Origin of the sequence: Nonomuraea sp. NPDC049695 (assembly GCF_040674955.1) — a bacterium.
GTDB lineage: Bacteria > Actinomycetota > Actinomycetes > Streptosporangiales > Streptosporangiaceae > Nonomuraea > Nonomuraea helvata.
On the sequence record NZ_JBFANV010000100.1, the window covers coordinates 13,009 to 38,186 of the forward strand.

Sequence of the window (25,178 nt, forward strand, 5' to 3'; positions counted from 1 at the left end):
GACTGCACCGGTGTTCCCGGAAGGCCGGTCGGCGTGACCCCAGTGGAAGACCACCCTGCCGGCGGTGTGCGTTCCTTGCCGTCGGCGTTCGCCGCCGAAACAGCGGTCGGCGTGCTGGGCGGGACGATCGCCTGGCCGGGCGGCGGTCAGAGAGCCAGGGGCGGGGCCCGAGCGGCGCGGGCGTCGCTGCGGCGCCGGGCCCGGCGCGGCAGCTTGCCGTACGCCAGCTCGGTGCGCGCCTGGTCGAAAGGTCGTCCGCGCGCCGGTGCGCCGCCGGGGCGCAGGGCAGTGGCCCTCGCGCCCACGACCTTGTTGGCGTTGAGGGCCGCCCCTCGGTAGGACGGCTCTGCCGCCCTTCACGCTGCGCGGGTCTCGGCCCTGGACCGCTCAGCGTCGCGTCTGCTGCCGGGCGAGGTGCCGGCCACCGCCGGGCACTCCGGGTTCCGTGAGAACCGCCGCATCCGGCGGGTCATCTCCCTGAGCTCACTCGTGACGGCACGCTACCGGCTTCCTCATCCGGCACGGCGCGGGGTACGGCCCGGCCGCCGTGGCCGGGCCGTACCAGGTGGCCTCAGGCCGGGATCAACTGCCATTGCTGGTTGGCGCCGCCGTTGGCGGTCCACTGCACGACCTGGGCGCCGTCGGAGGTCGAAGCGCCGTACACGTCTGCCAACAGCCCGCTGCTGTAGCTGACGATCGTGTAATAGCCGTCGCCGGTGGGCCGCAGGTACCATAGCTGGTTGGCGCCGCCGTTGGCGGTCCACTGCTGCAGTTGCAGCCCTTCGACCGTGCTACTGGCGTTGACGTCGAGGACTTTGCCGGTGGGGACGTAGCGCAGGGTGTACGCGCCCCCCTGACCGGTGGTGACGGTCCACGCGGCGGAGCCGGACTGCTGCACGGCCTTGGCGCCGTCGGCGGTGGAGCCGCCGGCCACGGCGAGCGGCTTGCCGCTGTTGCGGTTGACGATGCGGTAGGTCTCGCCCGACACGGGGTCGCCCGAACCGGACCCGAGATTGAAGTATTCGATCGCGTCGGTGAACATCGTGGCACCCGACTTGGTGGTCGTCAGTACCAGGTACACCCGTGAGCCGCTCGCCGGTGTGGTGAAGGTGACCGGCTGGGTGACCCGCGAGCCAAGGGGGATGTTCAGTGTGGTCTGCCCCGACGCGATTACGGTGCCGTCGGGCCGGTCGAGCCGTGCAGACCAGGAGAATCCGACGGAGGTGCCGAGTAGGTCGTCGTTGAAGACGGTGATGTTGCGGGCCACGGAGGCGTTGTAGGCGTAGGTGTTCACGGTCTGCGGCAGCGGGAAGTTGCCGTTGGCGTCGGAGACCCCGGACGCCGACCAGTAGGGCAGGTCGATCGCCGTGACCGGGTTGAACGCGGCTTGGACGCGCTGGATCTGGGGGTTGTTCCAGGGATCGGACAGGTTGTCCGCACCGTAGAGCGGATGGCCGCCCTCCTCAGGCACGAAGTCCGTGGTACGCACGCCGGGCACGAAACCGGCCCACGCGGACAGCAGCGTATACGGGCGCAGGTCGGCGGCATCCTTGCCACGCTTGGCGGCCGTCGCCGTGGCGAACCACATGAAGCCCTGCTTGGTGTTGCACTTGTTCCAGACGTACTCGCCCTCACCGTCGGGTCGGCCGGCCACGGAAGCCACCCGCTCACCGTACTGTCCGACGCCGTCGAGGTAGTGCGAGAAGACCGCGAAGTTGGCGTACCTCATGTTCGGGTACCGGCTGGGTGAGTCGGCGCCGGGCGCGGCGTCGAGGCTGACCGGACGGGTGCCGTCGTTGCCATTCATCGCCGCGTAGAGGTCCTGCTCGAACTGCTCGGAATCATTGCCGAAGGTCGGTTCGTTGGCCTGGCTCCAGCGGATGACGGCGGGATGATTGCGGTCCCGCAACGTGAGTGCGCGGGCGTGAGCGACCATGTGGTCGTGCCCTGCGACGAAGTCCTGCGCGCTGCCACGGATGCCGGTCTCGTCGATGATCATCAGGCCCATCTGGTCGGCCACGTCGAGCATGTACGGGCTGGCCGGCTCCTGGTGGATGCGCGCCACGTTGTAGTTGAGCCGCTGGTAGTTGTCCACGGCCTGCGGCCAGCCGCCGTTGCCCGCCGAAGGCGGGAGGAAGCCGGGCAGCGTGTCGTAGGCGTCGCCCTTGCCTCCGTTGTCGATCCGGTCGTAGTCCGCGCCCTGCAGGTTGTCACCGCGGAAGTTCACCCGGACGCCGTTGATGTAGTAGTACTCGCCGTTCTGGGCGGTCTCCCGGAACCCGAACCGGTACGTCGCGTCACTTGTCCGGCCGTCGTCGGTCGCCGCGTGAACCTTAAGACGGTGGAGCTGGGCTCGATACCCCGACCGGTAGGGGACGTTCGGCCACCAGTACGAGGCGGTACCGAGGTTCCATGCGACGGAGTTGACGGTGACCTTGGCCGTCGTCCGCGCCGCCACGGTCACGGTGCGGGCCGCCGGCGCCGGGTAACTGAACGTCCCGCCGCCGTCAGAGGAGAGGTCGCCGGTCACCGTCACCGATCGAGCGCTGCTCGAGGTGTTGGTCACCCACACGTCGTAGCCGAGGGTCTGATTCGCCACCGACGTGCGGATGAACGTGTCACTGACGTACACGGCCGGATACACCCGCAGGAACGCGGAGCGGAAGATACCCTGGGGGACCGCCTCGGACCAGTCGGCGGCCACGGGCACAATGTACTTGCCGTTCGCCGGGTTCTTCAGGGCGCCGCGGCCCTTCACGTCAACGGTGATCGTGTGGGTGGTGCCCGGGGCGGCGTAGGCGCTGATGTCGAACTTCGACGGGGTGAAGGCCGTGGTCTGCGTCGCGACCACCTGGCCGTCCACCGACAAGGTCGCCTGATGGTTCACGGCGCCGAACTCGATCCACGTCGACTGCGGCTGCCCGGAGTCCGGCACCGTCACCGTACGCGAGTACACCGCCTGGGACACATCGGTGAAACCTTGCTTGTACCAGCCACCTCCGGGCACCTTGATCGACGTCGTCGACCGGCCCGCCGGGGTGAAGCTCCACGTCCCGGCGAGATCGACCGAGGCGATCGCGGCATTGCCCGCGGTGAAGCCGTCGATGTCCCCAGCGGCGGCGGCAACCGTCGCGGTGGACTCCGACGGCGCAGACTGCTGTGCCGCCACAGCCGGCTCAGCCCCCATCATCGCGAACAGGAAGACCGCCATCGCAGCCGGCCACCTGCTCGCCGAACCTCGAGGACGGGAGGAGGGATCGCTCCGCTTCATGGGTAATCCTTTCGGGTGAATCCCTTGTGTGATGGGCTTCTCGGTCCGGCCGCCGCCCGCGATGCCATCCAGCGGCGGTGTCCAGGCATCCGTCCGTCACGCCCGCGGTGATCGTGCCGTCCCTCTGTAGGCGCCACTGCCGGCTGTTCAGGCCGTCGCCGTCTGTCCGCGAAAACCGACGGCTTGATGGGGGCACGCTGCCTCCTGGTGTGGGAAGATTCGTATCGATTCGATGGCATGGCCGGACATCACACCTAAGCCCCGGGGTCCCTCCTGTCAAGGCTCACGGTGCAGCGGAGATGGGATCACTTCGGCCATACGGTCCCACGTCAGCCACTGCACATCAGGAAACCCCGACCTTATGTAACTTTCAAGCGCGTCGGATGTGCCTCTTACATGGGATGTGTCAGCGGTTCCGAGATCGAGAACCGGAAGCGCATGCGGCAGGGACATCCAGACCGCGTCGGACTTCTCTATCGAGTCGATTCGATGCCATCGAACGGTGGGGCTTGGTCGAACGCGCGGAACTCGGCCGGTCAGCGACAGGTTGTTGTCAGTAGCGCTCAGTTACGAGACTGCGGGCAGGGAAGCCTTTTCACGCATGCAACCTCGACCGTCCGACGCGTAGTCGCGGTGCGCATCACCGCCACAGTTGGCTTATCTGCTCCAGTAGTGGCGCGGCTTGCTCAGCGATGACGGAGGCGGCGAGCGAGACCCCAATCTCCTTGCCCAGCGTGGCTAGAACACCCTTCTTAGGCTCGGGTTTCGCGGCTTCCTCGGCCAACGTCTCCAACAGGTCGAGCACCTGCCGCTTGTCGCCCTCAGACAGGCTGGAACCCTTCACCAGGTCGATCAGCCGTAGGAGCCCTGCCGCTGCCTCATCTTGTCCGCTGGCCTCCAGGGCCCCGGCGTTCTCGGGTTCTGATCCGATATGGCGATGTGGAGCGTTTCGGCAGGTGGGAGACGAAGAAGCGCGCTTCTGGTGATCCTTCAGGGTCCTAAACCGAAGATCCTCGCAGGAGCCGCGCTCGTGTCTACATCCTCCGGAAATGCGGGGCATGTCAGGGGTTAGGTCGGTGGCTGGGTGGTGCGGGCCGGTGTGCATGGCCATGCGGGCCGGGGTGAGAGCGTCCGTGGGGGCATTGTCAGCGCCGCTGGCTACAGTTCCGGAATGACCAGCAGCTACGAGACGTCCCGACTCGCCCCGTATCACGCCTTGTTGGGAGGTGAGAAACCGCCGACCGCCGCGCGCGCCCGGCGTGCCTTCCGTGACCTCGCCGCCGTCCAGGGCTCTGAGACGCAGGAGGCGTACGAACTGGCCGCGCGTTTTACCGAGTTCGCACCGCAGGAGTCGGAGAAGCTGCTGAAGCCGTGGCGCGACGCGGCCGACCGCGACGCCTTCGCGCGGCTGCTCGTCGCGCCCGCCTTCGCGCGCGAGGGCCGCGCCGAGTTCGAGCTCGGTAGGAAGCTCACCCTGGACTGCGGCATCCGGCACCTGACGTCGCTGCGCACGCTGCGCGTATTCCAGCGCAAGGATCTGACCGAGCTCGGCGGAGTCGCCGCGCTCACCGGCCTCGTGGAGCTGGACCTGGAGGGTTCCAAGAGCCTCAGCGACATCGGCCCGCTCACCACGCTGACCGGGCTGGGCACCCTCAACCTGCACAACAGCGCCGTCCATGACCTGACGCCGCTCGCAGGGATGACAGGCCTCACCACCCTGGTGCTGAGCGGCTGCCGCGAACTCACCGACCTCGGACCGCTCGCCGCGCTCACCGGCCTGGAGAAGCTGATCCTCGACAACTGCCCAGGCGTGAGCGACCTCGGCGCGCTCAAGGCACTGCCGAGCCTGCGCTCTCTCAGCGTCAGCAGGACGTCCGTCCGTGACTTAGCGGCGCTCGCGAGCCTCACCGGCCTCACCGAGTTGGACGCCTCGGAGTGCGCTGAGCTGGAGTCTCTCGAGGGCCTTGCGCACATGCCGAACCTCACCGTACTGAACCTGGGTGGCTGCACTCGGCTGACCTCGCTGCACGGCCTCGGCAGCCACCCCGGACTCCGCCAGATCAACCTCTACGGTTGCACTGGGCTGCTCGACGTCAGCGCCGTCTCCGGCGCCACAGGGCTGACGTTCTTCGGGCTGCACGGTTCCGCACAGCTCACCTCGATCGACGGCATCGAGGGGCTGCCGGAGATCGAGTACGTCTATCTTAGGGACTGCCCCGGGCTTCGGAATCTGAGCGTGCTGGGCACCCTGCCGAGGCTGGAGTCGCTGAACCTCGTTAACCTCCCACAGCTCAGGGACGCCTCGCTGATCCCGCGCTGCGAAGCGCTGATCAAGCTCAGCATCGACAAATGCCCGGAGCTGACCACCCTCGAGGGGCTGCCGCCGCTGCCCGCACTGGACTACCTCTCCGCGAGCGAGTGCCCCAAGCTGCGCACCCTCGGCACGGGCCACGAACTCCCCTCCCTGGAGAGCTTGTTCGCGCTATACGCGCACTCCCTGGCCGACCTCGGCAGCGTCGCGGAGCTGCCGAAGCTGGAAATGCTTATAGCGAGCCACCACTCCCCCGACCTCGACCCAGCGGGCCTGCGTGGCCGGGCCCCGTTCCGGAGCATCGGGCTCGACGAGGAGTGGAATGCCCGCTGGAGCGCCGAGGTCGACCTCGCGCTCAGGGGACGCCAGGACGCGTCCTGATGCGGTATGGCGACGTTGAGCGTTTGGCCAGGTGGAGCACGAAAGAGCGCGACTTCTGCTCATCGTCGTCTCCCTTTTCGAGTTCTCAGAAATGCGAAGGAACACCGGGCCGCACTGCGGGGACGTCAGGCGGGCTGCGCGGCGGGCGCTGGGGTGGCGGTCTCTTGGGCCTTGCGCGCCTTGCTGGTCTCGCGGAGGATCAGCAACCCCGTGACCGCGATCAGCGCCGAGGTCAGGCCGTGGATGCCGAACGCGGCGGCCACGCCGCCGTCGTGGGCCAGCACGTTGACCATGTCGCCGAACGGGGCGACGGCCACCATCAGCAGGACCCAGCCCAGGGCGCGGCGGTGGCCCGTCACCAGCAGGATGCCCATGGCCAGGCCCATCGCGATTTCGCGGCTGCCCTTCACGAAAGGGAAGCCGCTGTCGCCAGAGGGCCAGTTCGGCAGGCCCGGGAAGGACGTCCCGAGGGGCAGGACGAAGGACAACCCGAGGTAGAGGGTGAACAGGACGACGGCGGCGGCCAGGCCGGTGTTGAGCTTCTTCTGCGACATGGTTGTTCTCCTTTGATGTTCAGACGGGGTCGGGGCAGGGTTCAGCCGCGGACACGGCGGATGTGGCGGGCGTAGCGGGGGCGGCCGATGACGTGCCAGATGACGCGGACCGGGGCGGGCAGGCCGCTGAGGACGATGGCGCGCTCGGCGGGGTTCGCGTCTTCCAGGACGGCGCCGAAGAGCGTGAGCAGGGTGAGCTTGGGAGTGTTGTTCACCAGGTGGTCGCCCAGGGAGGCCCACTCCTGTTGGGTGATGTGCTTGGCCGCGAGCGGGAGGAGGGTGGCCTCCTCGTCGTCGAGGTGTTCCAGCAGGACCGCGCGGTGCTCGGCGAGGGCGGCCACCAGGGTGTCGCGTTCGTCGGCGCCCGCGGTGGCCTCCCAGGCGGGGACCGCGGCGGCCAGTCTGGTCAGGGTGGCCGCGATGCGTTCGTGCTGGGCCTGCATGCGCAGGACGATGTCGGCCTCCAGGTCCACCCGGGCGAGCAGCGGCGGCCACAGCAGCTCGTCCTCGCCCTCGTGATGGTGGTGCAGGCCCAGCCGGTAGATGCGGAAGTGGTCGGCGATCACCTTGGCGCGAGCAATGTCACCCGGGGCGACCGCCGCGACGAGGTCCACCAGCAGCCGTGTTTCACGGCGGAAGACGCGGTGCACGATCTCCATGTCCTGGGTATTGACGCTCATCTGTTCCTGCCCTCCATCGGTTGCGACGTGTTCAGGTTGCTCTCGGGTGTTTGGAGGGGACTTGGAGCCGATTTGGAACAGCCCAAGTACTATGTCCGGATCATGCTTTTCATCCGCGTACTGGGCTCGTTCGCCGCCGAGGTGAACGGTGAGCCCGTCCACCTCGGCGGGCCGCGGCAGCGCGGCGTACTGGCCCTGCTGGTGGCGGCGCGCGGGCAGGTCGTGCCGGTCGACCGGATGATCGAGGATCTGTGGCGCGGGGAGCCGCCCGCGCGGGCGCTGATGTCCTTGCAGGCGTACGTGTCCAACCTGCGCCGGCTGCTGGAGCCCGGCCGCCCGTCACGCACGCCGGCCCGGCTGCTGGTGAGCGCGGCGCCCGGCTATGCGCTGCGGCTGCCCCGCGAGTCGGTGGACGCGTGGCGGTTCGAGGACCTGCTCGACCAGGCCCGTACGGACACCGACCCGCGCGCCGCCCGGGCCCGGCTCGCCGAGGCATTGGGCCTGTGGCAGGGACCGGCGTTCGCCGAGGTCGCCGACGAGCCGTGGGCCGCCGCGGAGACGGCCCGGCTGAACGAGCTGCGCCTGGTCGCCACCGAACTGCACGTCGCGGCCGGTCTGCGCATCGGCGACCCCGCCGCGGTGGTTCCCGAGGCTGAGCGGCTCACCCGCGACGAGCCTCTGCGTGAGGAGGGCTGGCGGCTGCACGCCCTGGCCTTGTGGAGCAGTGGCCGCCAAGCCGACGCGCTGGCGACGCTCCGCCGCGTTCGCGGGATCTTCGCCGAGGAGCTCGGGCTCGACCCCGGCCCGGACCTGACGGCGTTGGAGGAGGCGATCCTCACCCAGCGCACGGACGTCCTCCACGCGTCCGTGTTCCTGCCACCGCCTGTTGTCCCGCTGCCGCAGACGGTTCCGATCACCGAGGCGCCGTTCGTCGGACGCCAGGAGGAGCTGGCGGCACTGGTCGCGGCCGCTGCCGAGGCCGCCGCCGACGGAGCGCGCATCGCCCTTGTCACCGGCGAGGCCGGGCTCGGCAAGTCGACGCTTCTGGAACGCCTCGGCAGGCGGCTCGAACGTGACGGATGGCTGGTCGCCGTCGGCCACTGCTCGGAGGTCGACAGCGCGCCGCCCGCGTGGGCCTGGACTGAGGCGCTGAGAGGCGTTGCCGCGACCAGGTCCCCGGGCGAGTTCGCGGACGACCTCGCGCCGCTGCTCACCGACACCGAGCCGGTGAACGTCGACGCCACCGCGGGACGGTTCCGCCTGCGTCAGGCCGTGTGGAAGTGGCTCGCGGCCGTCGCCGCGGAACGCCCGGTCGCCGTCGTGCTGGACGACCTGCACTGGGCGGACGCCGTCACGCTGGAGCTGCTCGGCGGCTGCCTCGGCATTCGGGCCCCCGTTCTGGTCGTGGCGGCTTACCGGGCGGACGAGAGCGGGCACCTCACCGAAACGCTGGCCTCGCTGGCGCGCGCCACGCCGCTGCGGCTCCCCCTGCCCGGCCTGGACGACGCGGCCGTCGCGCAGGTCGTACGGAATGAGTGTGAGGCCGATGACGAGACCGTCGCCGGAATCGCCGAGCGCACCGGCGGCAACCCGTTCTATGTGCGGGAGAGCGCGCGGCTGCTGAACGGAGAGGGCGCGCTGGTCGCCCTCTCCGAGGTCCCCGAAGGCGTACGGGACGTGCTGCGGCGGCGCCTCGCACGGCTGCCCGAGGCAGGCGTGGCCGTGCTGCGACTGGCCGCGGTCGCAGGCCGGGAGAGCTCGGTGGACGTCCTCGTGGACGCCGCCGACACCGACGAGGAAGGCGTGCTGAACGCACTGGACGCAGGCGTGATCGCCGGGCTGCTGAGCGAGCCCGGCCCCGGACGGGTGCGGTTCGTCCACGCCCTCGTCCGCGACACTCTCGTCGCCGGCGTCAGCCGCCTGCGGGCATCCCGCATGCACGCCCGCATCGCCGCCGCGCTGGAAGCCACCGGCGACATCCCGGCGCTCGCGCACCACTACGCGCGAGCCGGATCCCCCAAGGCCGTCGGCTACTGCCTTCGGGCCGCCGAACTGGCCGAAGCACGCTACGCCCACGACGTCGCAGCCGATCTCCTCACCGACGCGGTCGCGAACTCGACCGGCCCGGAGGAGCGCATAGACCTGCATGGCAGGCTGCTGCGGGCGCAGATCCGGGCCGGCGCCTTGCTTGCCGCGCGCCAGACCCGCCTGCAGGCCGTCGAGTACGCCGAGTCCCTGGGACGCGACGACTTGATGATCGCCGCGTTCACGGCCTGGACCGAGCCGACACCATGGCAGTCCCGCGAGTACGGCACGGTGGACCGGCCCATCGTCGACAGGCTGAGCCGCCTGCTCAAGCGCACCGACCTGGCCCCGGAGGCACGCAGCCACCTCCTCGCCGCCTACGCCGAAGAACTGGTCGGCGAGGACGACCCCACCGCCCTGGCGGCGGCCCGCGAGGCGCTCGACCTCGCCACCTCACCCCGCCTGCGGGCGGCGGCCCTCCAGGTCCTTACCCGCGGCCACCGCGGCTTGCCCGAACGCGACAACTTCTGCCGCGAACTGGTGGCGATCGGCACCGAGCACGACCTGCCCGTCTATCGCGTCACCGGGCTGCTCAACCAGGCCAGCGCCGCCGCCGGGGCCAACGACCCGGCCACCATGCGCCGCGCGGCTGCCGAGGCCCTCGACCTCGCGCGCACCTACCGGCTGCCCGAAGCGATCGGCGTCGCCGAGGTGGTGCTGGCGACCCTGGCCCTCATCGAGGGCCGGTTCGCCGACGCCGAACGGCTCTACACCGAGGCCGCCGACGGCATGCGGCGCGCCGGATCCCTGCACGCCGTCGGCTTCCTCGGCCTCGCGCTGGCCGCGATCTGGGTGAACAACGGCACGCTCGGCGAGCACCTGGAGGAGGTGCGCGCCTTCCACGAGGCGTTCGGCCCGATCGCCTCCGACCTGCTGGTCCTCGCCCTGCACGCCAACGGCCTGATCGACGAAGCCCGCCGGGTACGCACCTCGGACCCGATCCGGCCCGACTACTTCTTCACCTTCCTCACGACCGTCCGCGCGATGGCCGCCATCGCCCTGGACGACCGCGCCGCGGCCGAGGAGATCTACGCGACGCTGCTTGCGCGCTGCGACGGCCCCCCGCCGGACGCCACGAGCCTGTCCGTGGAGCTGCGCCCGGTCGCCCACACCCTCGGCGAGCTGGCCGTCTTCCTCGGCCACGACGACGAGGCCGCCGCCCACTTCGCTCAGGCCGCCACCATCGCCGACCGGTGGAACGCACCTCATTGGGCCGCCGAGGCCCGGTTGCGAACGACCACCTAGTCTCTGCCCATGGCGCCGCACATCTGTGACACAGAACTTGCATTATCTGTCACATGGGCGGCCTTAGGGCCGTGTCCGCCCAGCTCGGCGTCTGCCGCCACGACGGCGACCCGGCTACATTATGTGTCACATCGCCTGCCCGGAGGACGTCCGTGTCCGTCGTGTCCTTCCCCGGCCCGCCGGCCCCGGCCGCCGGGCCCCGCCCGCCTCGTCGATGACGGCCGCGGTCGAGCGCTTCCTGGAGTCGGTGCAGGCGGCCACCACCCGCGCCGGCTACGCCGAGACCCTCGCCCGCCTGACCGCCGTGACCGGGCCTCAGTATCCGGTCGCCGCGCTGACGCCCGAGCAGTACGCCGCGGTGATGGAGCGCTGGACGGCCGCGGCCGCCGCCACCTGGAACCGGCACCTGTCCGCCCTGGTCTCCTTCACCACCTGGGCCCAGCGCCAGGACCTGCTGGCCACCAACCCGGCCCGGCGGCTGGAGCGCCGCAAGAGCGCCCGCCGCGGCGGCCGCGCCATCCCGGCCACTCAGCTGGACAAGCTGTTCACCGACCCCGCGCACGCCCTGCGGGAACGCCTGCTGTGGCGGCTCCTGTACGACACGGCCGCCCGCGCCGAGGAAGTCCTCACCCTCAACGTCGAAGACCTCGACCTGGAGTTCCGCCGCGCCCGGGTCGTGTCCAAGGGCGGCGCGATCGAGTACGTGCACTGGGCCACCCCCACCGCCCGGCTGCTGCCCCGCCTGCTGGCCGGCCGCACCTGCGGGCCGGTGTTCCTGGCCGACCGGCGCGCTCCTTCCTCCGGCCGCCGCGCGCCGGCATCCGGCGACGTCTGTCCCGTCACCGGGCGGGGCCGGCTGTCCTACCCACGCGCCGAATACCTGTTCAAGACCGCCTCGGCCGAGCTCGACCCACACCGTCAGGGGTGGACCTTGCATCAGCTCCGTCATTCGGCGCTCCAGCATCTCGCGCAATCCGGCCGCACCGCGCCCGAACTGCAGGCCAAAAGCCGCCACCAACACCTGGCCAGCCTCGGCCGCTACGTGCGCCTGGGCGAGGAGACCTCCGCCCGCATCACCGCCGACGCCGACCCCATCCAGCGGCGCCGCCCTCGCTGACCGCACCGCACCAGAGCGGCCGACCGCTCAGCATGCCGGCCACACCCGCAGAACCTGCTCGGCATCGCGATCGCGCTGGCTCCACAGCGGCCGCCGTCCTTGGCGCTGTCCGCCGGTTCCTCGACCCCGGTTCCCAACCGGAGCGCGACGGCCACGGCGTTGGGCTGGCCCGCTCTCGGGCTCACGGTCGCGATCGGCGCCTGGTGGCTGGTCACCTCGGCGTTCCCCCTCCTGCATCCGGCGGTGCTCCCACCGCCCACCGAGGTCCTGGCCGCTTTCCAGGCAAAGTCCGCGGAACTGCTCGGCGGACTGGCCACGACAACGCTGGAGACGGTGGCCGGCCCATCGCTGCGGCTGAGTAAGGGGCTACTCATGCACGCACCCGGGGGCCGCCCTTTAGCTAGAAGGGCATGAGCATCCCATCGCCAAAGGAGATCACTATGATTCGCACCATAGCTCTGGCTGCCTTAATGGCCGTCCCGTTCGTGAGCGCCGCCCCGGCGTACGCGGCCGCGCCGGGGTGCGCCGCCGCGGCAGCGTACTACGACGTGGCTCCGACCAGCGGCAACCTCGCCATGGTCGGCCAGGCGGTGCACTGCCTCGTCGACGCCGAACGCGCCAAGGTCGGGCTGGCCGCGCTCACCCGCAACAGCTCGCTCGACTCGGCGGCGACGTCGCACGCCGCTGCGGCGGCGAGCCTGAAGTGGTGGCGGCCCGGCGCCGACTCGCACACCAACCCGCAGACCGGCTCTACACCGTACAGCCGTATCACCGGCGCAGGTTACTGCCCGAACCCGGTGTCGTGGGCCTACGCCGAGACCACCTACACAGGCTGGGGCACCGGCTATGGCACCGCGCGGGCCGCCGTCAACTGGTGGGTGAACGTCAGCACGTACGGCCACCGCCAGATCGTCCTGAGCCCGACGCTGACAGACCTCGGCATCGGGGTCGCGGCCGGGTCGGCGGATCCGGCCGGCGCGGGGGCCGCGGGCGGCGGGACGTACGTTGTCGACTTCGGGCGTTGCCAGCGATAGGCGGGCGACGGAGTGGCGACGGCGCAGCATCCGTCACCGAGGGCGCAAGGGATGAAGAAGGCACCTTGAAGATCACCTCATCGGGCGGCAGCACGTTGGGCCGGCGACGTGCCGACGGCCGCCTCGGTGTCCACACGATCGCCGTTGGAGTGGATCCGGAAGCGGCCATGGGCGGCGCGGCCGTGGCCTCATCGTCGTCCCGGTCAGGCGGCGCACTCCAGGCATACCTGCTGACCGTTCCGCTCAGAGGCGCGCTGGCTACGGTGGTGCACCAGGAAGCAGCTCGAGCAGGTGAACTCGTCCGCCTGAGGCGGGATCACCCGCACGGATAGCTCTTCATTCGACAGATCCGCGCCAGGCAGTTCGATCGACTCAGCCAGGTCGGTCTCGTCGACGTCGATGCTGCCGGACGACGTGTCGGCTCGGCGAGTCTGGAGTTCTTGAAGGCTCTCCTCCCCGGAGTCGTCGTCGATCTTACGTGGGCTGTCGTAGTCGGTCGCCATGGTGTTCATCCGCCTCATCTCAATGTCTTCGCGGGGCCGCCTGTCTTGTGCCCGACCCGCCGGGAGATTCCCATTTGTGCCCGCACGATTCCACAACGAACCTTCCGACTCCGGGCGCTAGGTGTACGCGGTCATGACGTTGGTGACAGTCGGCTGATCGGTGGGAGACCGGCCAGTGCGCCAGCTGTGTCGTCGGTGTAGACGCCTTCCCTTGCTGTGCTGGCCTCGGAGTCGGTGATGGTGTGGATCTGACCACCGCGCGCACAGGAGCCCGTCGCTTGTCAGCCAGCTCCGCTACGTTCGGAGAGCCAAACGCCCATCGATCGCATCTCCCAAGGAGCCCTCCACGACCACCATCGACCCGACCGCCATCGTTGTCGACCTCGACCGCACTGGCGAGGACGGCGGGTGGAACTGGGCAGAGGCCGCCACCTTACAGTGGACGACGGCCGCCGAGCAGGCCGGACTCACCGTCGAGGTCGCCTCCGTGGAGGTACCGGATGCGAATCAGGACGCGGCGATCGTCACCGTCAACCGCGCCGGTTACCTGATCACCGTTCGGAATGGCAAGATCCGCGCGATTCGGCAGTAGACGCGTTATCGGTGGTCTCCGCTTCGTCGAGGTGGTGCGTCGCGGCCACCCTTTGGAAGGACGTACGGGCGAAGCCCGTGCCGTATGGGAGTCGAGCCCCTGCTGCGCTGAGATCAGCTCCCTACCGGCACGCTGACATGTGCTGTTATCGCAGCTGGAGGATGTGAAGGCCGCCCTGCCGTCGTCAGGGCGGCCGGTCCGCACGAAGGAAGCGCCCAGCCGCACGCTGGGCATCGCACGAGCGGAGCCCTACCCGACCCTGAAACGCCCACGCGTCTCTGACGCGCCAATTCCGTCCCATTCCCGATGAGCCAACACGCCGCAAAGCCGCGATCGCAGGGCCGCAGCACCAACGGGTCCGAGCATGGGCGTGGTGATCGTAGCGTGGGGCCGTGATATTCCGGATCGCGCATGGTGGCGGTGGCCGTGACTGCTGATCGGCCCCAGACGGAAAGGCGCTGGTGTTTCTCCTGCAAGGCGACGCCCAGGAACGCCGAAAGCATGGCCGTGGTGCTTTGGGTGGATAACGGGGTGATCGTCACGCAGGTTCACACTCCAGGCTGCGCAGCCTTACATGCCGTGACGCACCTGCCAGACGGGGTGGACGGCGTCGGCCACCTCGGCACCAGCCGTGGTTCGTATCAGCCGTAGGCGGGTGCGTTCGGCTCGAGTCCCGCTGCGTAATTTCCCCCTCACCCGGGCGACGGGACCGACATGCGCTGAGCGGGAACGGCCAGCCTACTTGCCTTATATGCCCGACAAGATCATATCGCTTTGACCTGCAGGAAGAGGCTAACTACCCCAGATAACCATCGCGGGCGGCCTTCTCGCCACCCTGTCCAGGGATGCTATTCGGCGTCACCCCGACGGCGGTGCCCGGCCCCGCCGGTCGCGCTGACCGTGCCCGGCCCAACGGCATGAGCCCCGCTATCGGCGGCGCTCTTGATCGTGGCGAGCCAGTCCGCCATGAACTTCTCGGCCGTGTCCGCGTCGTCCGGCCCGCCGAGCAGCGGTGGGCCAGACGCGATCTGCTCCATCAGCTCATCGCGCAGCCAGACGGCCCACGGCTGCAGGCAGGCGGCCAGGCCGGCGGCGAAATCTCGTGTTCTTCTCGTGACGCTCCAGCCCGTCACCATCATCACGAGGTGCGTGGCACCGAGTTCGTCCACGCGTGCACGCAGCGCGGTGAGCCCGGCAGTATCGGGCATCAGCAGCGCGTACCCACGATAGAACGCGCCAACGCCACTCAGCAGATACAGCACCGAACGTGCCTGCCTCAGCTCTTGGATACCGGCCGCTCGCACCGTCGGCAGCGCATCGAACCTGGCAAGCTTGCACACCGCCTGGACATCCGACCGGGCAGACCCGCGACGATCTGCTGTATGCCATGGGAGCTGCCCTTCACCTGCGTTTCGACGAAGACGCCCCTGCCGAGCGAGAGGCCGTGCGCCAGGCGCTGCAGACCCCAGCCCGAGCGGGTCCGCCTGCACGTCGACCGCCTGCTCCATCACGTCCGCACCGACGTGGACTACCAGCCCGCAAGACCCCGCCGCCAAACGCCGACCGGGCCAAGATCCGCGAAGCACTCGCTGCCGGGCTCCCCGATGGGCCGCTCACCGCCCCTGGCCCGTTCCTGTGCTACCTCACCATCGATGGCTTGGACCGCACCGTCGACCCGCGCAAGCGCATCCGGCTACGCGGCCGCATCCACGCCGCCGCGCGCGTGGCCGCCGAAGGCCGGCACACGACCTACCACGCCACCGAATGCGCCATCACCATCGGTATCCAAGGCCCCGATGCCCAGGAACGCATCAACCAGCTCCGTGCCGCGCTGTCGGCGCTCATCGCCAAGCACGGCTGGTCCACTCGGGACGAGCCCCGCTGACCAGCGCCTCATCGCCTCGCTGCTGCCGCCCTTGTCAGGGATCCATGTAGGTGAGCAGGGCAAGCAGCTGGAGCAGTCCGTAGGCGGCCGTCATGTTCTCGGCGGTGAACGTCACGGCGCGGCCGATCCGGGCGATGCCGAGGATGAGGGCGGCTAGATCGGCCGTGCGCGGCTGATGCAGGTCGACCTCGATATCGAGCGGGCCCGAGGCGGTGACGGGCCGATGCTCGTCATATCGCCGGATCGCCTGGCCGGCGCTGTGCATCAGGCGGTCGCAGACCTCCCGCGGGTGCAGGGTGTCGGCCGCATGCTGGCCGAGCCCGCGTTTGACCGGCACCGTGAGACCCCCGGCACCAAGGCGGTGAACTCCTCGCACGCCGCCTCGTCGCCGCTGGCCAGCACGACGGGCGCGCCGTAGGAGCCCGCGAGCAGGGTGTTGATCCCGATCTCACCGTGCGAGTGGCCGTTGATGCGCACGTCCAGGATGGCGTCGGCGATGGTGTGGGCCAGTACCGCGCCGCCGGCGCCAGCGCGGGCGTGGTACCCCACGAACATCACGGCCTGGGCGCCGGCCTGCAGACCGGCGAGCATGCGACCGCCGGCCCCGATGCCTCGGGCCGCTGGCAGGAGAGCCGGACGCCCTTCCACCTGTCCGCCCGCACGGTCCGCCTGCGCGTCCTCGTCGACCGCACGTCCGTCGAGATGTTCGTCGACGACGGCCGGTACGCGCACTCGACCGTGGTCTTCCCCGACCCGTCCGACACCGGGCTGGCCCTGTTCACCATCGACGGGCAGGCGGTGTTCCGGAACATGGTGATCCGGGAGTTCGCGGTCTGATCCGACGGGGGGTGGCCGGTGGGATGGCCGCGACGGACGAGGTCGGCGGCGGCGCCCGGCGCGCCGGGGCTCTCGTCGAGGAACAAGCGCGAGGGCCGCACCGGGCGCGCTCGGTTCCGCGTCGGCCGAGCTTCGGGCCACGAGGTGGGGCCGGTCCCGCGTGAGGCAGCGGCCGGTGGGGCGTGATACGGGGGCTTCGGCTCGGCGTGACAAAATGGGGGGCCGTTCGTCCGTCCTTTGATGCTGCGAGGTTCTCCGTGAGCAAGCCCATGGCCCGCGAGCCGCTGCGCCGTAATTCGCGGTCCAACCGGGCGCGCATCCTGGCCACGGCCCGTGAGGAGCTGGGGCGGAACCCCGATGTCACGCTGGAGGAGCTGGCGCGGGCCGCCGGGGTCGTCCGGCGCACCCTCTTCGGGCACTTCCCGGGGCGGGCGGCGCTGCTGGAGGCGCTCGCCGAGGAAGCCGCCGAGACGTTGCGGAACACGGTGGAGGCCGGGCCGGAGTCGGGAGAACCGGCGGAGTCGGCCGAGCGGGCGTTGGCGCGGTTCGTACTCCGGATGTGGCCCGTGGGCGACCGCTACCGCATGCTGCTGGCGCTCACCCGGCGGGACCTCGGCTCCGAGCGCCTCGACGAGGTGCTCGCGCCGGCCCGGGAGGCCGCCATCGGGATCCTGGAGCGCGGGCAGCGGGACGGCGTCTTCCACTCCCATCTGCCGCCGGCCGTGCAGAGCGCAGGCCTGATGGCGATGATCGTAGCTCTGGTGGAGTCCGTCAACACCGGCGCGCTGGAGGACGACGGGCACCGGATCGCCACGGCCACCCTCATCGCGGCCGGCGTGCCGGAGGATCGGGCGAGCGCGGTGGTCGAGGAGGTTGCGTCGGCGATGGCTACGGCTCTTCCGGCCCACGGCACCTGATTTCTCTCCGGCCGACCCGTTCGACGAGGTGTCCCGGGCGTCGTCGCGGCGGAAGGTGACCGACTTGCCGGAGAAGTGGGCGGTGAGGCCCTGCTCCGTGGTGGTGACCGAGCGCAGTCGGAGGCCGCCGGGGATGTTCCGCGGCGCGATCGGCTCGGCGAAGACCTGGCCGAGCAACTTCTCACCGGCCTCGGGCAGGGCGATGCGGCCCGCGACCTTGAAGTCCTTGAAGGTGACGCGGTTGCCGGAGTCCGCCGAGACGGTCGTCGTCGCGGTGACCTCGAAGCCGAGGGTGGTCAGGACGCGGGCGCGGATCCGGTCGGAACCGTAGCCCCGGGTCAGTTCCAGGCCCAGGGCGTCGGACAGGTCCGCGTACGACAGGAAGACGGTCGCCTCCGCCGAGCGGGCCCGGGCCTCGCTGTCGTCGTCCGACTTCGTCAACCCGTCCATCCGCAGGGCGAGTTCGGTCACCGGCAGCGGGCGGTCGGAGCCGTCGTCGGGTTCGTGCGAGTACGAGTACGAAAACTCGCACTCCTGGTCACGGTCGTGCTCGGGGTGGGGGCGGTACATCGGCCCTCCTCCAAAGGGCTTCGGGGGACAGGGAGTTGGGGGCGGACATTTGCGTGAGTGCGAGTGGGGTACGGGCACGGGTTTCAGACGGGACTCGGGGGCGACCCGGACTTCCGTACGTGATCGACCTTCGCGGCGGCGGTGTCCGGGGCGACTCCGGCGGCGATGAGGGCGGCGGTTGCGGCGCCGGTGCCGTCGTCGGGGCACAGGCCGCGGTCGACGCAGTCGAGCAGGGCCAGCAGTTGGGCCTCGATGGCTCGGGTGAGCGGGTCGGGCGGGACGGTGGTCTGGAAGACGCCCTGTCGGCGGCCGTGGGCGAGGACCCTCGTGGCCATGTCGCGGGCGGGGGTCAGCAGTTCGTCGACGCGTGCGGGGGCGAAGTCCTGGCCGCGGGCCAGCCGGATGAGGGTGCGGTAGCGGTCGCCGACGGGCCACACCGTGAGGACGAATCGCGCCAGGTCCGCGGCGGCGTCGGCGGTCGGGGCCGGGGCACCCGCGACGGCGCGCCGGATCGCCTCCGCGGCCTCGGCGGCCAGGCACTCGACGAGCGCGGTCCGGCCGGCGAAGTGGACGTACACAGTGCGCCGGGCCACACCGGCGGCGGCGGCGATGTCCTCCAGGCTGCTGTCGGGGTCGCGGGTCAGTTCCCGCCGAGCAGCGTCGAGGATCCGGGCACGGGTGGCCCGCGCGTCCCGACGCTGCGCCGAAGTCGAGGTCGAAGTCGGAGCAGGAGGGGGCGGCGTCTCGTGGGGCCGGGCCGGAGACCGCCTCGGCCTCGTCGTCGGTGTTCGTGCTGGTCGGCTGGTCACGTCGGTACCTCGAAGGCGGGTGGGAGGAGAGAGTCATCGCGATATTTGCACATCGACGGGCAATAAACTAGTCTGCACATCGATGGGCAATTAAGCGATTCCGCTCAAACATGTTCCAGCAGATCGGCTCCGTGATCGGCGTCAGCGTCCTGGTCGCCGTCAGCCGTACTTGCTGCTTGGTCCGGGCTTGCCGGACCGCGACGCCGCGAAGGCGGCTTGGGGGTTGAACTCATGACACAGGTGACCCAGCGACCGTCGTCTGGCGAGGACTCCCCGGCCAGGGGGTCCCAGGCGACCGACCGCGTCCGTCATCGGACGGTTCAGGCAGGCGGGCTGGAGGTTCCGATCCTTGAGGCCGGCAGCGGGCCGCTCGTTGTGTGCCTCCACGGGTTTCCCGACCATGCCGCCAGCTGGGCAGGGATTCTCGACCGCCTTGCGCAGGAAGGGTACTGGGCGGTCGCGCCCGCACAGCGCGGATACTGGCCCGGCGGCGCGGCTCCCGACGGCTCCTATCGCATTACCTCGACCGGCCAGGACGTCCTCGCCCTGATCGAAGCGCTCGGGCGCGAGCAGGCGGATCTCATCGGCCACGACTTCGGTGCCGGGGCGGCGTACGCGGCAGCGAGCCTCGACCCGAGGCGTGTCCGCAAGCTTGTCACCATGGCGGCTCCCCATGGCCGTCAACTGCTGACCGCATTGGTCACCGACGGTGACCAGCAGCGACGCAGCTGGTACATGTTCTTCTTCCAGACAGCCATGGCGGAGGCGGCCGTCGAGCACGACGACTTCGCCTTCATCGACCGGCTCTGGCGGGAATGGTCACCCGGCTACGAACTGCCGGACGCGGAGCGTGCCGCGCTCAAGGAAACCCTGGGTGCTCCAGGAGTCCTGACCGAGATCCTGGGCTACTACCGCCAGTTGTTCACGCCCCCCGCGGACGAGGCGACCCAATCCCTGCAAGCCCGGGCGTTCGGTGCCCTCACCGTCCCGTCGCTCTACCTCCACGGGGCCGACGACAACTGCATGTCCGTGGAGTTGAGCGACGGCATGGACGACCTGTTCACGAACGGCCTCGAACGCATCGTCATACCCGGCGCAGGGCACTTCCTGCACCTGGAGCAGCCCAAGACGGTCGCCGACCACATCCTGGGCTTTCTGAACAGCTGACCCCCCTCCAACCACCCAGAACTCGAAGGGTTGACCGAACCATGACTGATGCTGTCCAGAAACCCGATCTCGGACGGTCCGGAGCGCACAAGGAAAGGCAGGAGGCCATGGCTGTGACGACTCCTGCGTACGCGAGCGACGCACTGGCCGAGGGGACCGTCGACGCGGTGGTGATCGGCGGGGGCGCCGCGGGGCTGAACGGTGCACTGATCCTCGCCCGCTCCCGCCGCTCGGTCGTCGTGATCGACAGCGGCTCCCCGCGCAACGCGCCCGCCAAGGCCGTGCACGGCCTCATCGCCCTGGACGGCACCCCGCCGCCCGAGATCCTTCGACGGGGCCGGGAGCAGGTGCGCCAGTACGGCGGACGCGTCGTCCACGGCGAGGTGGTCTCGGCCGAGTCCGCCGCCCCGTCGGCGGACGGGGACCTGCGGTTCACCGTCACCCTGGCCGACGGCCGCAGCATCACCGCCCGCCGCATCCTGGTGGCCACCGGCCTCACGGATGTGCTGCCCCAGGTGCCCGGGCTCGCCGAGCACTGGGGGCACAGTGTGGTGCACTGCCCGTACTGCCACGGCTGGGAGGTGCGCGACGAGCCCATCGGTATCCTCGCCACCGGTCCGGTCTCCATCGACCACGCGTACCTGTTCCGTCAGCTGACCGAGGACCTGACCTACTTCACCCACGGCACTGACCTGGACGAGGACAGCCGCGCCCGCTTCGCCGCCCGCGGCATCCGCATCATCGACACCCCGGTCACCGAGGTCGTCGACGACGAGGACGGTGACCTCGCCGGGGTGCGCCTGGCCGACGGCCAGGTCGTGGCCCGCCGCGTCCTCGCGGTCGCCGCGCAGCTGCAGGCCCGCACCCAGGGCCTGGAAGGTCTGGGCCTGCCGGTGCAGGACCTGCCGAAGGGCCGCGGTTTCGCCTCCGGCACGGCCGGCACCACCGAGGTGCCGGGTGTGTGGGTGGCCGGCAACGTCACCGATCTGGTCGCCCAGGTCGGGGCCTCCGCAGCGGCCGGCGCACTGGCCGGCGCCGACATCAACAGGATGCTGGCCATCGCGGACACCGACGCGGCCCTCCAGGGGATCGCCGAGGTAGGCCCAAAAGGGGCCACAGGATGATCTTGAGCAAGCAGCAGGAGCGTCCCGCCGAGGTCAACGCCACACTCCTCGACTTCCTCGCCCGCCTCGACGACTCCACATCCTCGGCTTCCTGAACGGCCGACCCACCCCAACCAGATGGAGGACACGACAATGTCGGACCGCAATCCCATGGACAAGAACACGACATCGCGACAGCGGGCCCTGGTGGTCGGCCTCGGGATCAGCGGGATCGCCTCCGCGCTGCGACTGCATCGCGCGGGCTGGGACGTGGTGGTGCTGGAGAAGGCCCCCGAGCGGCGCCGCGGCGGATACTTCATCGCCCTGTTCGGGACCGGGCTCGCCGCCGCCGAACGGCTGGGCATCGCCGATGCGGTGCCGAATCGCTTCGCTCCGGAAGGCGTGAGCTACGACGTCGACCGCACGGGCCGGCGCCGCCGCGGTGTGGGCTACGCCGATGTGTTCGGCGGGTCTCGAATGGTGATGCGGGGCGACATCGAAGACGCGGCCTTCACCGCCCTGCCCGACGAGGTCGAGATCCGGTACTCGACCGTGCCGATCGCGCTGGACCAGTACCTCGACGGGGTGGACGTCGAGATCCGCGACCTGACGACGGAGACGACGACCGTCGAACGGTTCGACCTGGTGGTCGGGGCAGACGGACTGCGCTCGACGGTGCGCCGGCTTGCGTTCGAGCCCGGGCAGAGCCCGATCCGTCGGCTGAACTACATGATCGCCGTGTACAGCCTGCCCGAGCCGGTACCTGGCTACCGCCTACAGGACGGGCTGTACATGGGCGAGGCGGGCCGATCGGTGTGGGTGTTCTCGTTCGCCGACCGTCCGCCGTCGGTGCTGTTCTCCTACCGCACCGACGACGTGGACGCCGAGTTCACCCGGCCGGCCATCGACTCGCTGCGCGCCGCCTACGGCCCCGAGCCCACCGGCTCCACGCTCGGTTGGCTGCTCGACCAGTTCGAGAAGGCCCCGGACCACCTGTTCGACTCCGCCGAGCAGGTGCACCTCGACCACTGGCACCGCGGCCGAGTCGTGCTCGTCGGCGACGCCGCGTGGTGCCTGACCGTTTACTCCGGCATGGGGGCATCCACCGGCCTGGCCGGGGCGGACCTGCTCGGCACCATGCTGGAACGCCACCCGCACGACGTGCCACGAGCGCTGCAGGACTGGGAGGACCACCTGCGCCCGTTCATCGACCACCACCTCGGCAGCGGTGTGAGCATGCGCGGTTTCTTCACCCCAGGCAACCGCGCCGAGTTGCTGCTTCGGTCCGTGATGATCCGCCTCGCCCGGCGGCCGATCGCCGGCCGGCTGCTCGCCAAGATGATGACCAACAGGGCGCGGATGAAAAGTCTGGATATCGCCGCCGCTGCAGCGTGAGTGGAGTTCCTCGAATACGAGCGGGAGAACGAGGTCGTCTGGGCCCGCAACTTCGTCGAACGAATGCTCGGACGCAGGTCGCGGGGATGGCCGGGAGGGTCATGTACCGGAGAATAGGCTGTTATCCGGTGCATCGGGGTTCACCCGAGCTGCTTGCTCCACGCGTCGTAGCAGCCGCGGTCGACGAGCCTGGTCCAGTCTGCGTCGAGGGTGGCGACTACCGTGGTCTGGCTGCGGGTGCCGCACCGGCTGCACGCGATCCCGGTCTTGCGGTCGAGGCGGTGCAGCTGCAGTTCCACATGTTCGGCGCGTTCGACGAGTTCCTCCGCGAGCTCATCGTGGAGGGCACCCTTGAAGGGCTGGCTTCGGCCCGGGCACGCGGCCGCGTCGGCGGACGTCCCCCCGCCCTGGATGAGCACGGCGTGGAGATGGCCCGCGCGCTGTACGAGGTGAAAGGCGAGGACGGTAAGCGGCGCTACACCGTCCAGCAGATCGCCGACCGGCTCGGCGTCAGTCGTGCCACGATCTACCGCCACCTTGACCCCGACAAGCCGGTCTCGGCGTAGGAGGAGCACGGTGCTGCCCCCCATCACCTACTACGGCGGCAAGGCCAAGCTCGCCGAGCAAATCGCCGTCATGCTGCGCGAGCACACCCACTACGTCGAATCACGCTCCGGCCCAACCCACGTCACCCGTCCCCCGAAAACAAGACGAACCAGAACCGCGCCGCGAGAGAAGAGTCCCAGCTCAGAGGTTAATCTCGAGTTGAGGGGCTGTTGAGGCTTGGCTGCAAGGGAGCCGCCATGTCGCCCGGGCCGCCTACAGATCAACACGCCCGTCGGCCGAGAAGAGCCACCGAACACCACACAGGATTAGCCGAAGTCACCTCAAAGAGATTGACAGGTAACCGCACCAGTTCGTACTCGGTGCCCATCTCCGGAAAGGAGAGGCGGAGCGCCGCTGGCCTCAGCGCTGGCCTGGGTCGGTGACCGATCGGCTCAGCGGCGGATGCGGTAGCGGATGTGGGTGGCCTCCGGTGTGTCGATCACCTAAACGATCTCCAGCTCGATCTCCGACGGCAAGACGTCGAACAGCCGGCGGCCGGCGCCCAGCAGCACCGGGATGTGATGGATCTGCACCTCATCCAGTACCCCGGCCTCGAGTGCCTGTTGCACCGTGTAGGCGCCGCCACGCACCTGGACGTCCCGGCCCCCGGCGGCGGCCTTCGCCTGCGCCATCGCGCTTTCGATCCCGTCGTTCACATATGTCACCAGCGGATGACCCCAACGGGCGGCCGGGCTGGGCGGCCGGTGACTGGGGACGAAGATCGGGAGACCGTCGTGATCGCCTCCCCAGTGATCCATGAGTTCGGCGGTCCGCCGCCCTGCGAGGACCGCACCGGCCGCCTTCCATTCGCCTTGGAACTGCTGGATCGGCCCGGACGACGGACCGGTCTGCGGGCCCGCGTCAGCCCACTTGTGCAGCCGCTCGCCATCGTCGCCACCGAGATAGTCGTTGGGATCGGCGACGTACCCGTCGAGCGACATTGACATGTCGAGCACTGATTTGGACATAGTCCGCTCCTTGTCTGCGACGGTGCAACTCCTCAGCCACGCCGCCTGCTCCCGAGTTCGGCGACTAACTGTGTCTCCATAACACTGTGTATCATAGATACAGTTTCTAGGGTGGGCAAGTGGGAGGCTGCGATGTCGGCTAACGAGGATCCGATGGCACTGGCCGAACTGTTGTGGGGCCTGCGGAAGCCGCGCACCAGGGGCCCCAGGCCCGCCTTCGACCTCGCCCAGGTGGCCGACGCCGCTGTCAAGGTCGCCGATACCGAGGGACTGGAGGCGGTCTCGATGCATCGGGTAGCCGCCGAGCTCGGCCTCACCAAAATGGCCCTGTACCGCTATGTCAACGGCAAATCTGAGCTGAGTGCAATCATGATCGAGGCGGCGGTCGGCACACCCCCCGACTTGAGCGGCGTGACCGGCTGGCGGGCCAAGCTGGAAGAGTACGCCCGCCAACTGTCCGCCGCCTGGCGACGCCACCCCTGGCTGCCGTCGATCACCGTGGGCGACCGCGTCATGGGTCCATGCGAAACTGGATGGCCCGAAAGAGCCCTCAGCGCTCTGGCCGACACGCCCCTGACCGAACGCGAACGGCTGGACGCGGTCATGCTGGTCTCCCACCACATCCGCGCCACCCACCCAGCCGCCACCCAAGGCACTCAGACCTGGACGGACGGCAGCGCCGCCCCCATCATGCGCGACCTGCTACTCCGCAACGCCGACCGTTTCCCGCTGCTGGCCACCACCATGGCCATCCCCTCGGCCACCACGACCCAGGAGTTCGGCCTGCACACCCTCCTCGACGGCCTCGAACACACCATCACCCAACGCACTCGAAACAGCGGCGACGAATCAGCAGCTTCGAGTCCAGCTCCTCCGTAAGGAGCAGCGGCGCCCGACCGGGATGGATGGAGTGGTGCGGTCGCTGAGCTTGTTGTCGGACAACGACGGGGGCCTGAACTACTGCGTTCCGCTCGGGGACGCGCGGGAACCGATGATGATCGCTATCAGAACTCCTCATTTCTGAGAACACGAAGAGTAGCGATGATTACACAGAGCTACTAATCACTCTTAACGAGTCCAGCCGCTCCGGCAGACTCGGGCCTGGACAGCCGCCGGTGGGTGAGCACTCATAGCTACTGGACCTTGAG

Annotated in this window: 22 protein-coding genes and 2 pseudogenes; 13 read left to right on the plus strand and 11 right to left on the minus strand. The window is 69.7% G+C overall.

Going from position 1 to position 25,178, the window contains the following annotated elements; translation table 11 throughout:
- Nucleotides 1–571: 571 nt before the first annotated feature.
- Both AB0J64_RS47975 and AB0J64_RS47980 read right to left on the minus strand, forming a co-directional pair.
- Entirely contained in the window at nucleotides 572–3,271 is a 2,700-nt protein-coding gene (locus AB0J64_RS47975; protein ID WP_364043053.1) for an RICIN domain-containing protein, read from the minus strand.
- Nucleotides 3,272–3,911: 640 nt separating this feature from the next.
- Nucleotides 3,912–4,382, minus strand: coding sequence for a hypothetical protein (locus AB0J64_RS47980; RefSeq protein ID WP_364043055.1), 471 nt, complete (start codon nucleotides 4,380–4,382; stop codon nucleotides 3,912–3,914).
- 60 nt (nucleotides 4,383–4,442) lie between these two features.
- On the opposite strand from AB0J64_RS47980, the gene AB0J64_RS47985 reads away from it, so the two are divergent.
- Nucleotides 4,443–5,963, plus strand: coding sequence for a hypothetical protein (locus tag AB0J64_RS47985; RefSeq protein WP_364043057.1), 1,521 nt, complete (start codon nucleotides 4,443–4,445; stop codon nucleotides 5,961–5,963).
- Nucleotides 5,964–6,088: 125 nt separating this feature from the next.
- Here the strand turns inward: AB0J64_RS47985 and AB0J64_RS47990 are convergent, their stop codons facing one another.
- Together AB0J64_RS47990 and AB0J64_RS47995 are read right to left on the minus strand one after the other, a co-directional pair.
- A complete protein-coding gene (locus AB0J64_RS47990) occupies nucleotides 6,089–6,517 on the minus strand; it encodes a DUF4267 domain-containing protein (RefSeq protein ID WP_364043059.1) in 429 nt (142 codons plus the stop codon).
- Between the two features lie 41 nt (nucleotides 6,518–6,558).
- On the minus strand, nucleotides 6,559–7,197 hold the full coding sequence (locus AB0J64_RS47995; RefSeq protein WP_364043061.1) for a hemerythrin domain-containing protein: 639 nt from the start codon (nucleotides 7,195–7,197) through the stop codon (nucleotides 6,559–6,561).
- 102 nt (nucleotides 7,198–7,299) lie between these two features.
- On the opposite strand from AB0J64_RS47995, the gene AB0J64_RS48000 reads away from it, so the two are divergent.
- The 4 genes from AB0J64_RS48000 (at nucleotide 7,300) to AB0J64_RS48015 (ending at nucleotide 12,678) form a co-directional block, all read left to right on the plus strand.
- Nucleotides 7,300–10,527, plus strand: coding sequence for a BTAD domain-containing putative transcriptional regulator (locus tag AB0J64_RS48000; RefSeq protein ID WP_364043063.1), 3,228 nt, complete (start codon nucleotides 7,300–7,302; stop codon nucleotides 10,525–10,527).
- Nucleotides 10,528–10,741: 214 nt separating this feature from the next.
- On the plus strand, nucleotides 10,742–11,644 hold the full coding sequence (locus AB0J64_RS48005; protein WP_364043065.1) for a site-specific integrase: 903 nt from the start codon (nucleotides 10,742–10,744) through the stop codon (nucleotides 11,642–11,644).
- Nucleotides 11,645–11,803: 159 nt separating this feature from the next.
- A complete protein-coding gene (locus AB0J64_RS48010) occupies nucleotides 11,804–12,058 on the plus strand; it encodes a hypothetical protein (RefSeq protein WP_364043067.1) in 255 nt (84 codons plus the stop codon).
- 26 nt (nucleotides 12,059–12,084) lie between these two features.
- The gene (locus AB0J64_RS48015; RefSeq protein ID WP_364043069.1) at nucleotides 12,085–12,678 is read left to right on the plus strand and encodes a CAP domain-containing protein; all 594 of its coding nucleotides are present in this window, start codon (nucleotides 12,085–12,087) and stop codon (nucleotides 12,676–12,678) included.
- Nucleotides 12,679–12,881: 203 nt separating this feature from the next.
- Here AB0J64_RS48015 and AB0J64_RS48020 read toward each other — a convergent pair whose 3' ends face one another.
- Nucleotides 12,882–13,181 carry a DUF4193 domain-containing protein gene (locus AB0J64_RS48020; RefSeq protein ID WP_364043071.1) on the minus strand — a complete coding sequence of 100 codons (300 nt, stop codon included), beginning with the start codon at nucleotides 13,179–13,181 and terminating at the stop codon, nucleotides 12,882–12,884.
- 1,440 nt (nucleotides 13,182–14,621) lie between these two features.
- Nucleotides 14,622–15,113, minus strand: a complete 492-nt coding sequence (locus AB0J64_RS48025) for a hypothetical protein (protein WP_364043073.1) — start codon at nucleotides 15,111–15,113, stop codon at nucleotides 14,622–14,624.
- A gap of 317 nt (nucleotides 15,114–15,430) precedes the next feature.
- Between AB0J64_RS48025 and AB0J64_RS48030 the strand changes: the two genes are divergently transcribed.
- Complete coding sequence (locus AB0J64_RS48030) at nucleotides 15,431–15,658, plus strand: hypothetical protein (protein ID WP_364043075.1); 228 nt, start codon at nucleotides 15,431–15,433, stop codon at nucleotides 15,656–15,658.
- A 34-nt stretch (nucleotides 15,659–15,692) separates the two neighbouring features.
- On the opposite strand, the pseudogene AB0J64_RS48035 reads toward AB0J64_RS48030, so the two are convergent.
- Nucleotides 15,693–16,213: pseudogene (locus AB0J64_RS48035) on the minus strand (M55 family metallopeptidase).
- Here AB0J64_RS48035 and AB0J64_RS48040 point away from each other — a divergent pair.
- Nucleotides 16,112–16,495, plus strand: a complete 384-nt coding sequence (locus AB0J64_RS48040) for a GH32 C-terminal domain-containing protein (protein WP_364043077.1) — start codon at nucleotides 16,112–16,114, stop codon at nucleotides 16,493–16,495. The pseudogene AB0J64_RS48035 and the gene AB0J64_RS48040 overlap by 102 nt on opposite strands.
- A 257-nt stretch (nucleotides 16,496–16,752) precedes the next feature.
- Entirely contained in the window at nucleotides 16,753–17,412 is a 660-nt protein-coding gene (locus tag AB0J64_RS48045) for a TetR family transcriptional regulator (protein ID WP_364043079.1), read from the plus strand.
- 135 nt (nucleotides 17,413–17,547) lie between these two features.
- Here AB0J64_RS48045 and AB0J64_RS48050 read toward each other — a convergent pair.
- Nucleotides 17,548–17,982 (minus strand): annotated as a pseudogene (locus AB0J64_RS48050) (hypothetical protein); the annotation flags it as partial.
- An 83-nt stretch (nucleotides 17,983–18,065) separates the two neighbouring features.
- Nucleotides 18,066–18,791 carry a helix-turn-helix domain-containing protein gene (locus AB0J64_RS48055; RefSeq protein ID WP_364043081.1) on the minus strand — a complete coding sequence of 242 codons (726 nt, stop codon included), beginning with the start codon at nucleotides 18,789–18,791 and terminating at the stop codon, nucleotides 18,066–18,068.
- Between the two features lie 231 nt (nucleotides 18,792–19,022).
- On the opposite strand from AB0J64_RS48055, the gene AB0J64_RS48060 reads away from it, so the two are divergent.
- From AB0J64_RS48060 to AB0J64_RS48070, 3 genes are all read left to right on the plus strand, one after another.
- Entirely contained in the window at nucleotides 19,023–19,958 is a 936-nt protein-coding gene (locus AB0J64_RS48060) for an alpha/beta hydrolase (RefSeq protein WP_364043083.1), read from the plus strand.
- A gap of 113 nt (nucleotides 19,959–20,071) precedes the next feature.
- The gene (locus tag AB0J64_RS48065) at nucleotides 20,072–21,082 is read left to right on the plus strand and encodes an NAD(P)/FAD-dependent oxidoreductase (RefSeq protein WP_364043085.1); all 1,011 of its coding nucleotides are present in this window, start codon (nucleotides 20,072–20,074) and stop codon (nucleotides 21,080–21,082) included.
- 117 nt (nucleotides 21,083–21,199) lie between these two features.
- On the plus strand, nucleotides 21,200–22,456 hold the full coding sequence (locus AB0J64_RS48070; RefSeq protein WP_364043087.1) for an FAD-dependent monooxygenase: 1,257 nt from the start codon (nucleotides 21,200–21,202) through the stop codon (nucleotides 22,454–22,456).
- Nucleotides 22,457–22,596: 140 nt separating this feature from the next.
- On the opposite strand, the gene AB0J64_RS48075 is transcribed toward AB0J64_RS48070, so the two are convergent.
- Entirely contained in the window at nucleotides 22,597–22,755 is a 159-nt protein-coding gene (locus AB0J64_RS48075; protein ID WP_364043089.1) for a hypothetical protein, read from the minus strand.
- Between AB0J64_RS48075 and AB0J64_RS48080 the strand changes: the two genes are divergently transcribed.
- Nucleotides 22,738–23,022 (plus strand): recombinase family protein, encoded by a 285-nt coding sequence (locus tag AB0J64_RS48080; protein WP_364043091.1) that lies wholly within the window; start codon nucleotides 22,738–22,740, stop codon nucleotides 23,020–23,022. The two genes, AB0J64_RS48075 and AB0J64_RS48080, sit on opposite strands and share 18 nt — an antisense overlap.
- Before the next feature lie 483 nt (nucleotides 23,023–23,505).
- Here AB0J64_RS48080 and AB0J64_RS48085 read toward each other — a convergent pair whose 3' ends face one another.
- Nucleotides 23,506–24,009 carry a dihydrofolate reductase family protein gene (locus AB0J64_RS48085; RefSeq protein WP_364043094.1) on the minus strand — a complete coding sequence of 168 codons (504 nt, stop codon included), beginning with the start codon at nucleotides 24,007–24,009 and terminating at the stop codon, nucleotides 23,506–23,508.
- Between the two features lie 153 nt (nucleotides 24,010–24,162).
- Here AB0J64_RS48085 and AB0J64_RS48090 point away from each other — a divergent pair, with 153 nt between their 5' ends.
- Complete coding sequence (locus tag AB0J64_RS48090; protein ID WP_364043092.1) at nucleotides 24,163–24,909, plus strand: TetR/AcrR family transcriptional regulator; 747 nt, start codon at nucleotides 24,163–24,165, stop codon at nucleotides 24,907–24,909.
- Nucleotides 24,910–25,178: the final 269 nt, after the last annotated feature.

Bases quoted from the DNA above. Each gene is read 5' to 3' on its own strand.
- AB0J64_RS48000 (WP_364043063.1), top strand. From the start codon at position 7,300: ATGCTTTTCATCCGCGTACTGGGCTCGTTCGCCGCCGAGGTGAACGGT.
- AB0J64_RS47980 (WP_364043055.1), bottom strand. From the start codon at position 4,382: ATGGCCATGCACACCGGCCCGCACCACCCAGCCACCGACCTAACCCCT.
- AB0J64_RS48005 (WP_364043065.1), top strand. From the start codon at position 10,742: ATGACGGCCGCGGTCGAGCGCTTCCTGGAGTCGGTGCAGGCGGCCACC.
- AB0J64_RS48020 (WP_364043071.1), bottom strand. From the start codon at position 13,181: ATGGCGACCGACTACGACAGCCCACGTAAGATCGACGACGACTCCGGG.
- AB0J64_RS48090 (WP_364043092.1), top strand. From the start codon at position 24,163: ATGTCGGCTAACGAGGATCCGATGGCACTGGCCGAACTGTTGTGGGGC.
- AB0J64_RS48085 (WP_364043094.1), bottom strand. From the start codon at position 24,009: ATGTCAATGTCGCTCGACGGGTACGTCGCCGATCCCAACGACTATCTC.
- AB0J64_RS47990 (WP_364043059.1), bottom strand. From the start codon at position 6,517: ATGTCGCAGAAGAAGCTCAACACCGGCCTGGCCGCCGCCGTCGTCCTG.
- AB0J64_RS47985 (WP_364043057.1), top strand. From the start codon at position 4,443: ATGACCAGCAGCTACGAGACGTCCCGACTCGCCCCGTATCACGCCTTG.
- AB0J64_RS48015 (WP_364043069.1), top strand. From the start codon at position 12,085: ATGATTCGCACCATAGCTCTGGCTGCCTTAATGGCCGTCCCGTTCGTG.
- AB0J64_RS48060 (WP_364043083.1), top strand. From the start codon at position 19,023: ATGACACAGGTGACCCAGCGACCGTCGTCTGGCGAGGACTCCCCGGCC.
- AB0J64_RS48070 (WP_364043087.1), top strand. From the start codon at position 21,200: ATGGAGGACACGACAATGTCGGACCGCAATCCCATGGACAAGAACACG.
- AB0J64_RS47995 (WP_364043061.1), bottom strand. From the start codon at position 7,197: ATGAGCGTCAATACCCAGGACATGGAGATCGTGCACCGCGTCTTCCGC.
- AB0J64_RS47975 (WP_364043053.1), bottom strand. From the start codon at position 3,271: ATGAAGCGGAGCGATCCCTCCTCCCGTCCTCGAGGTTCGGCGAGCAGG.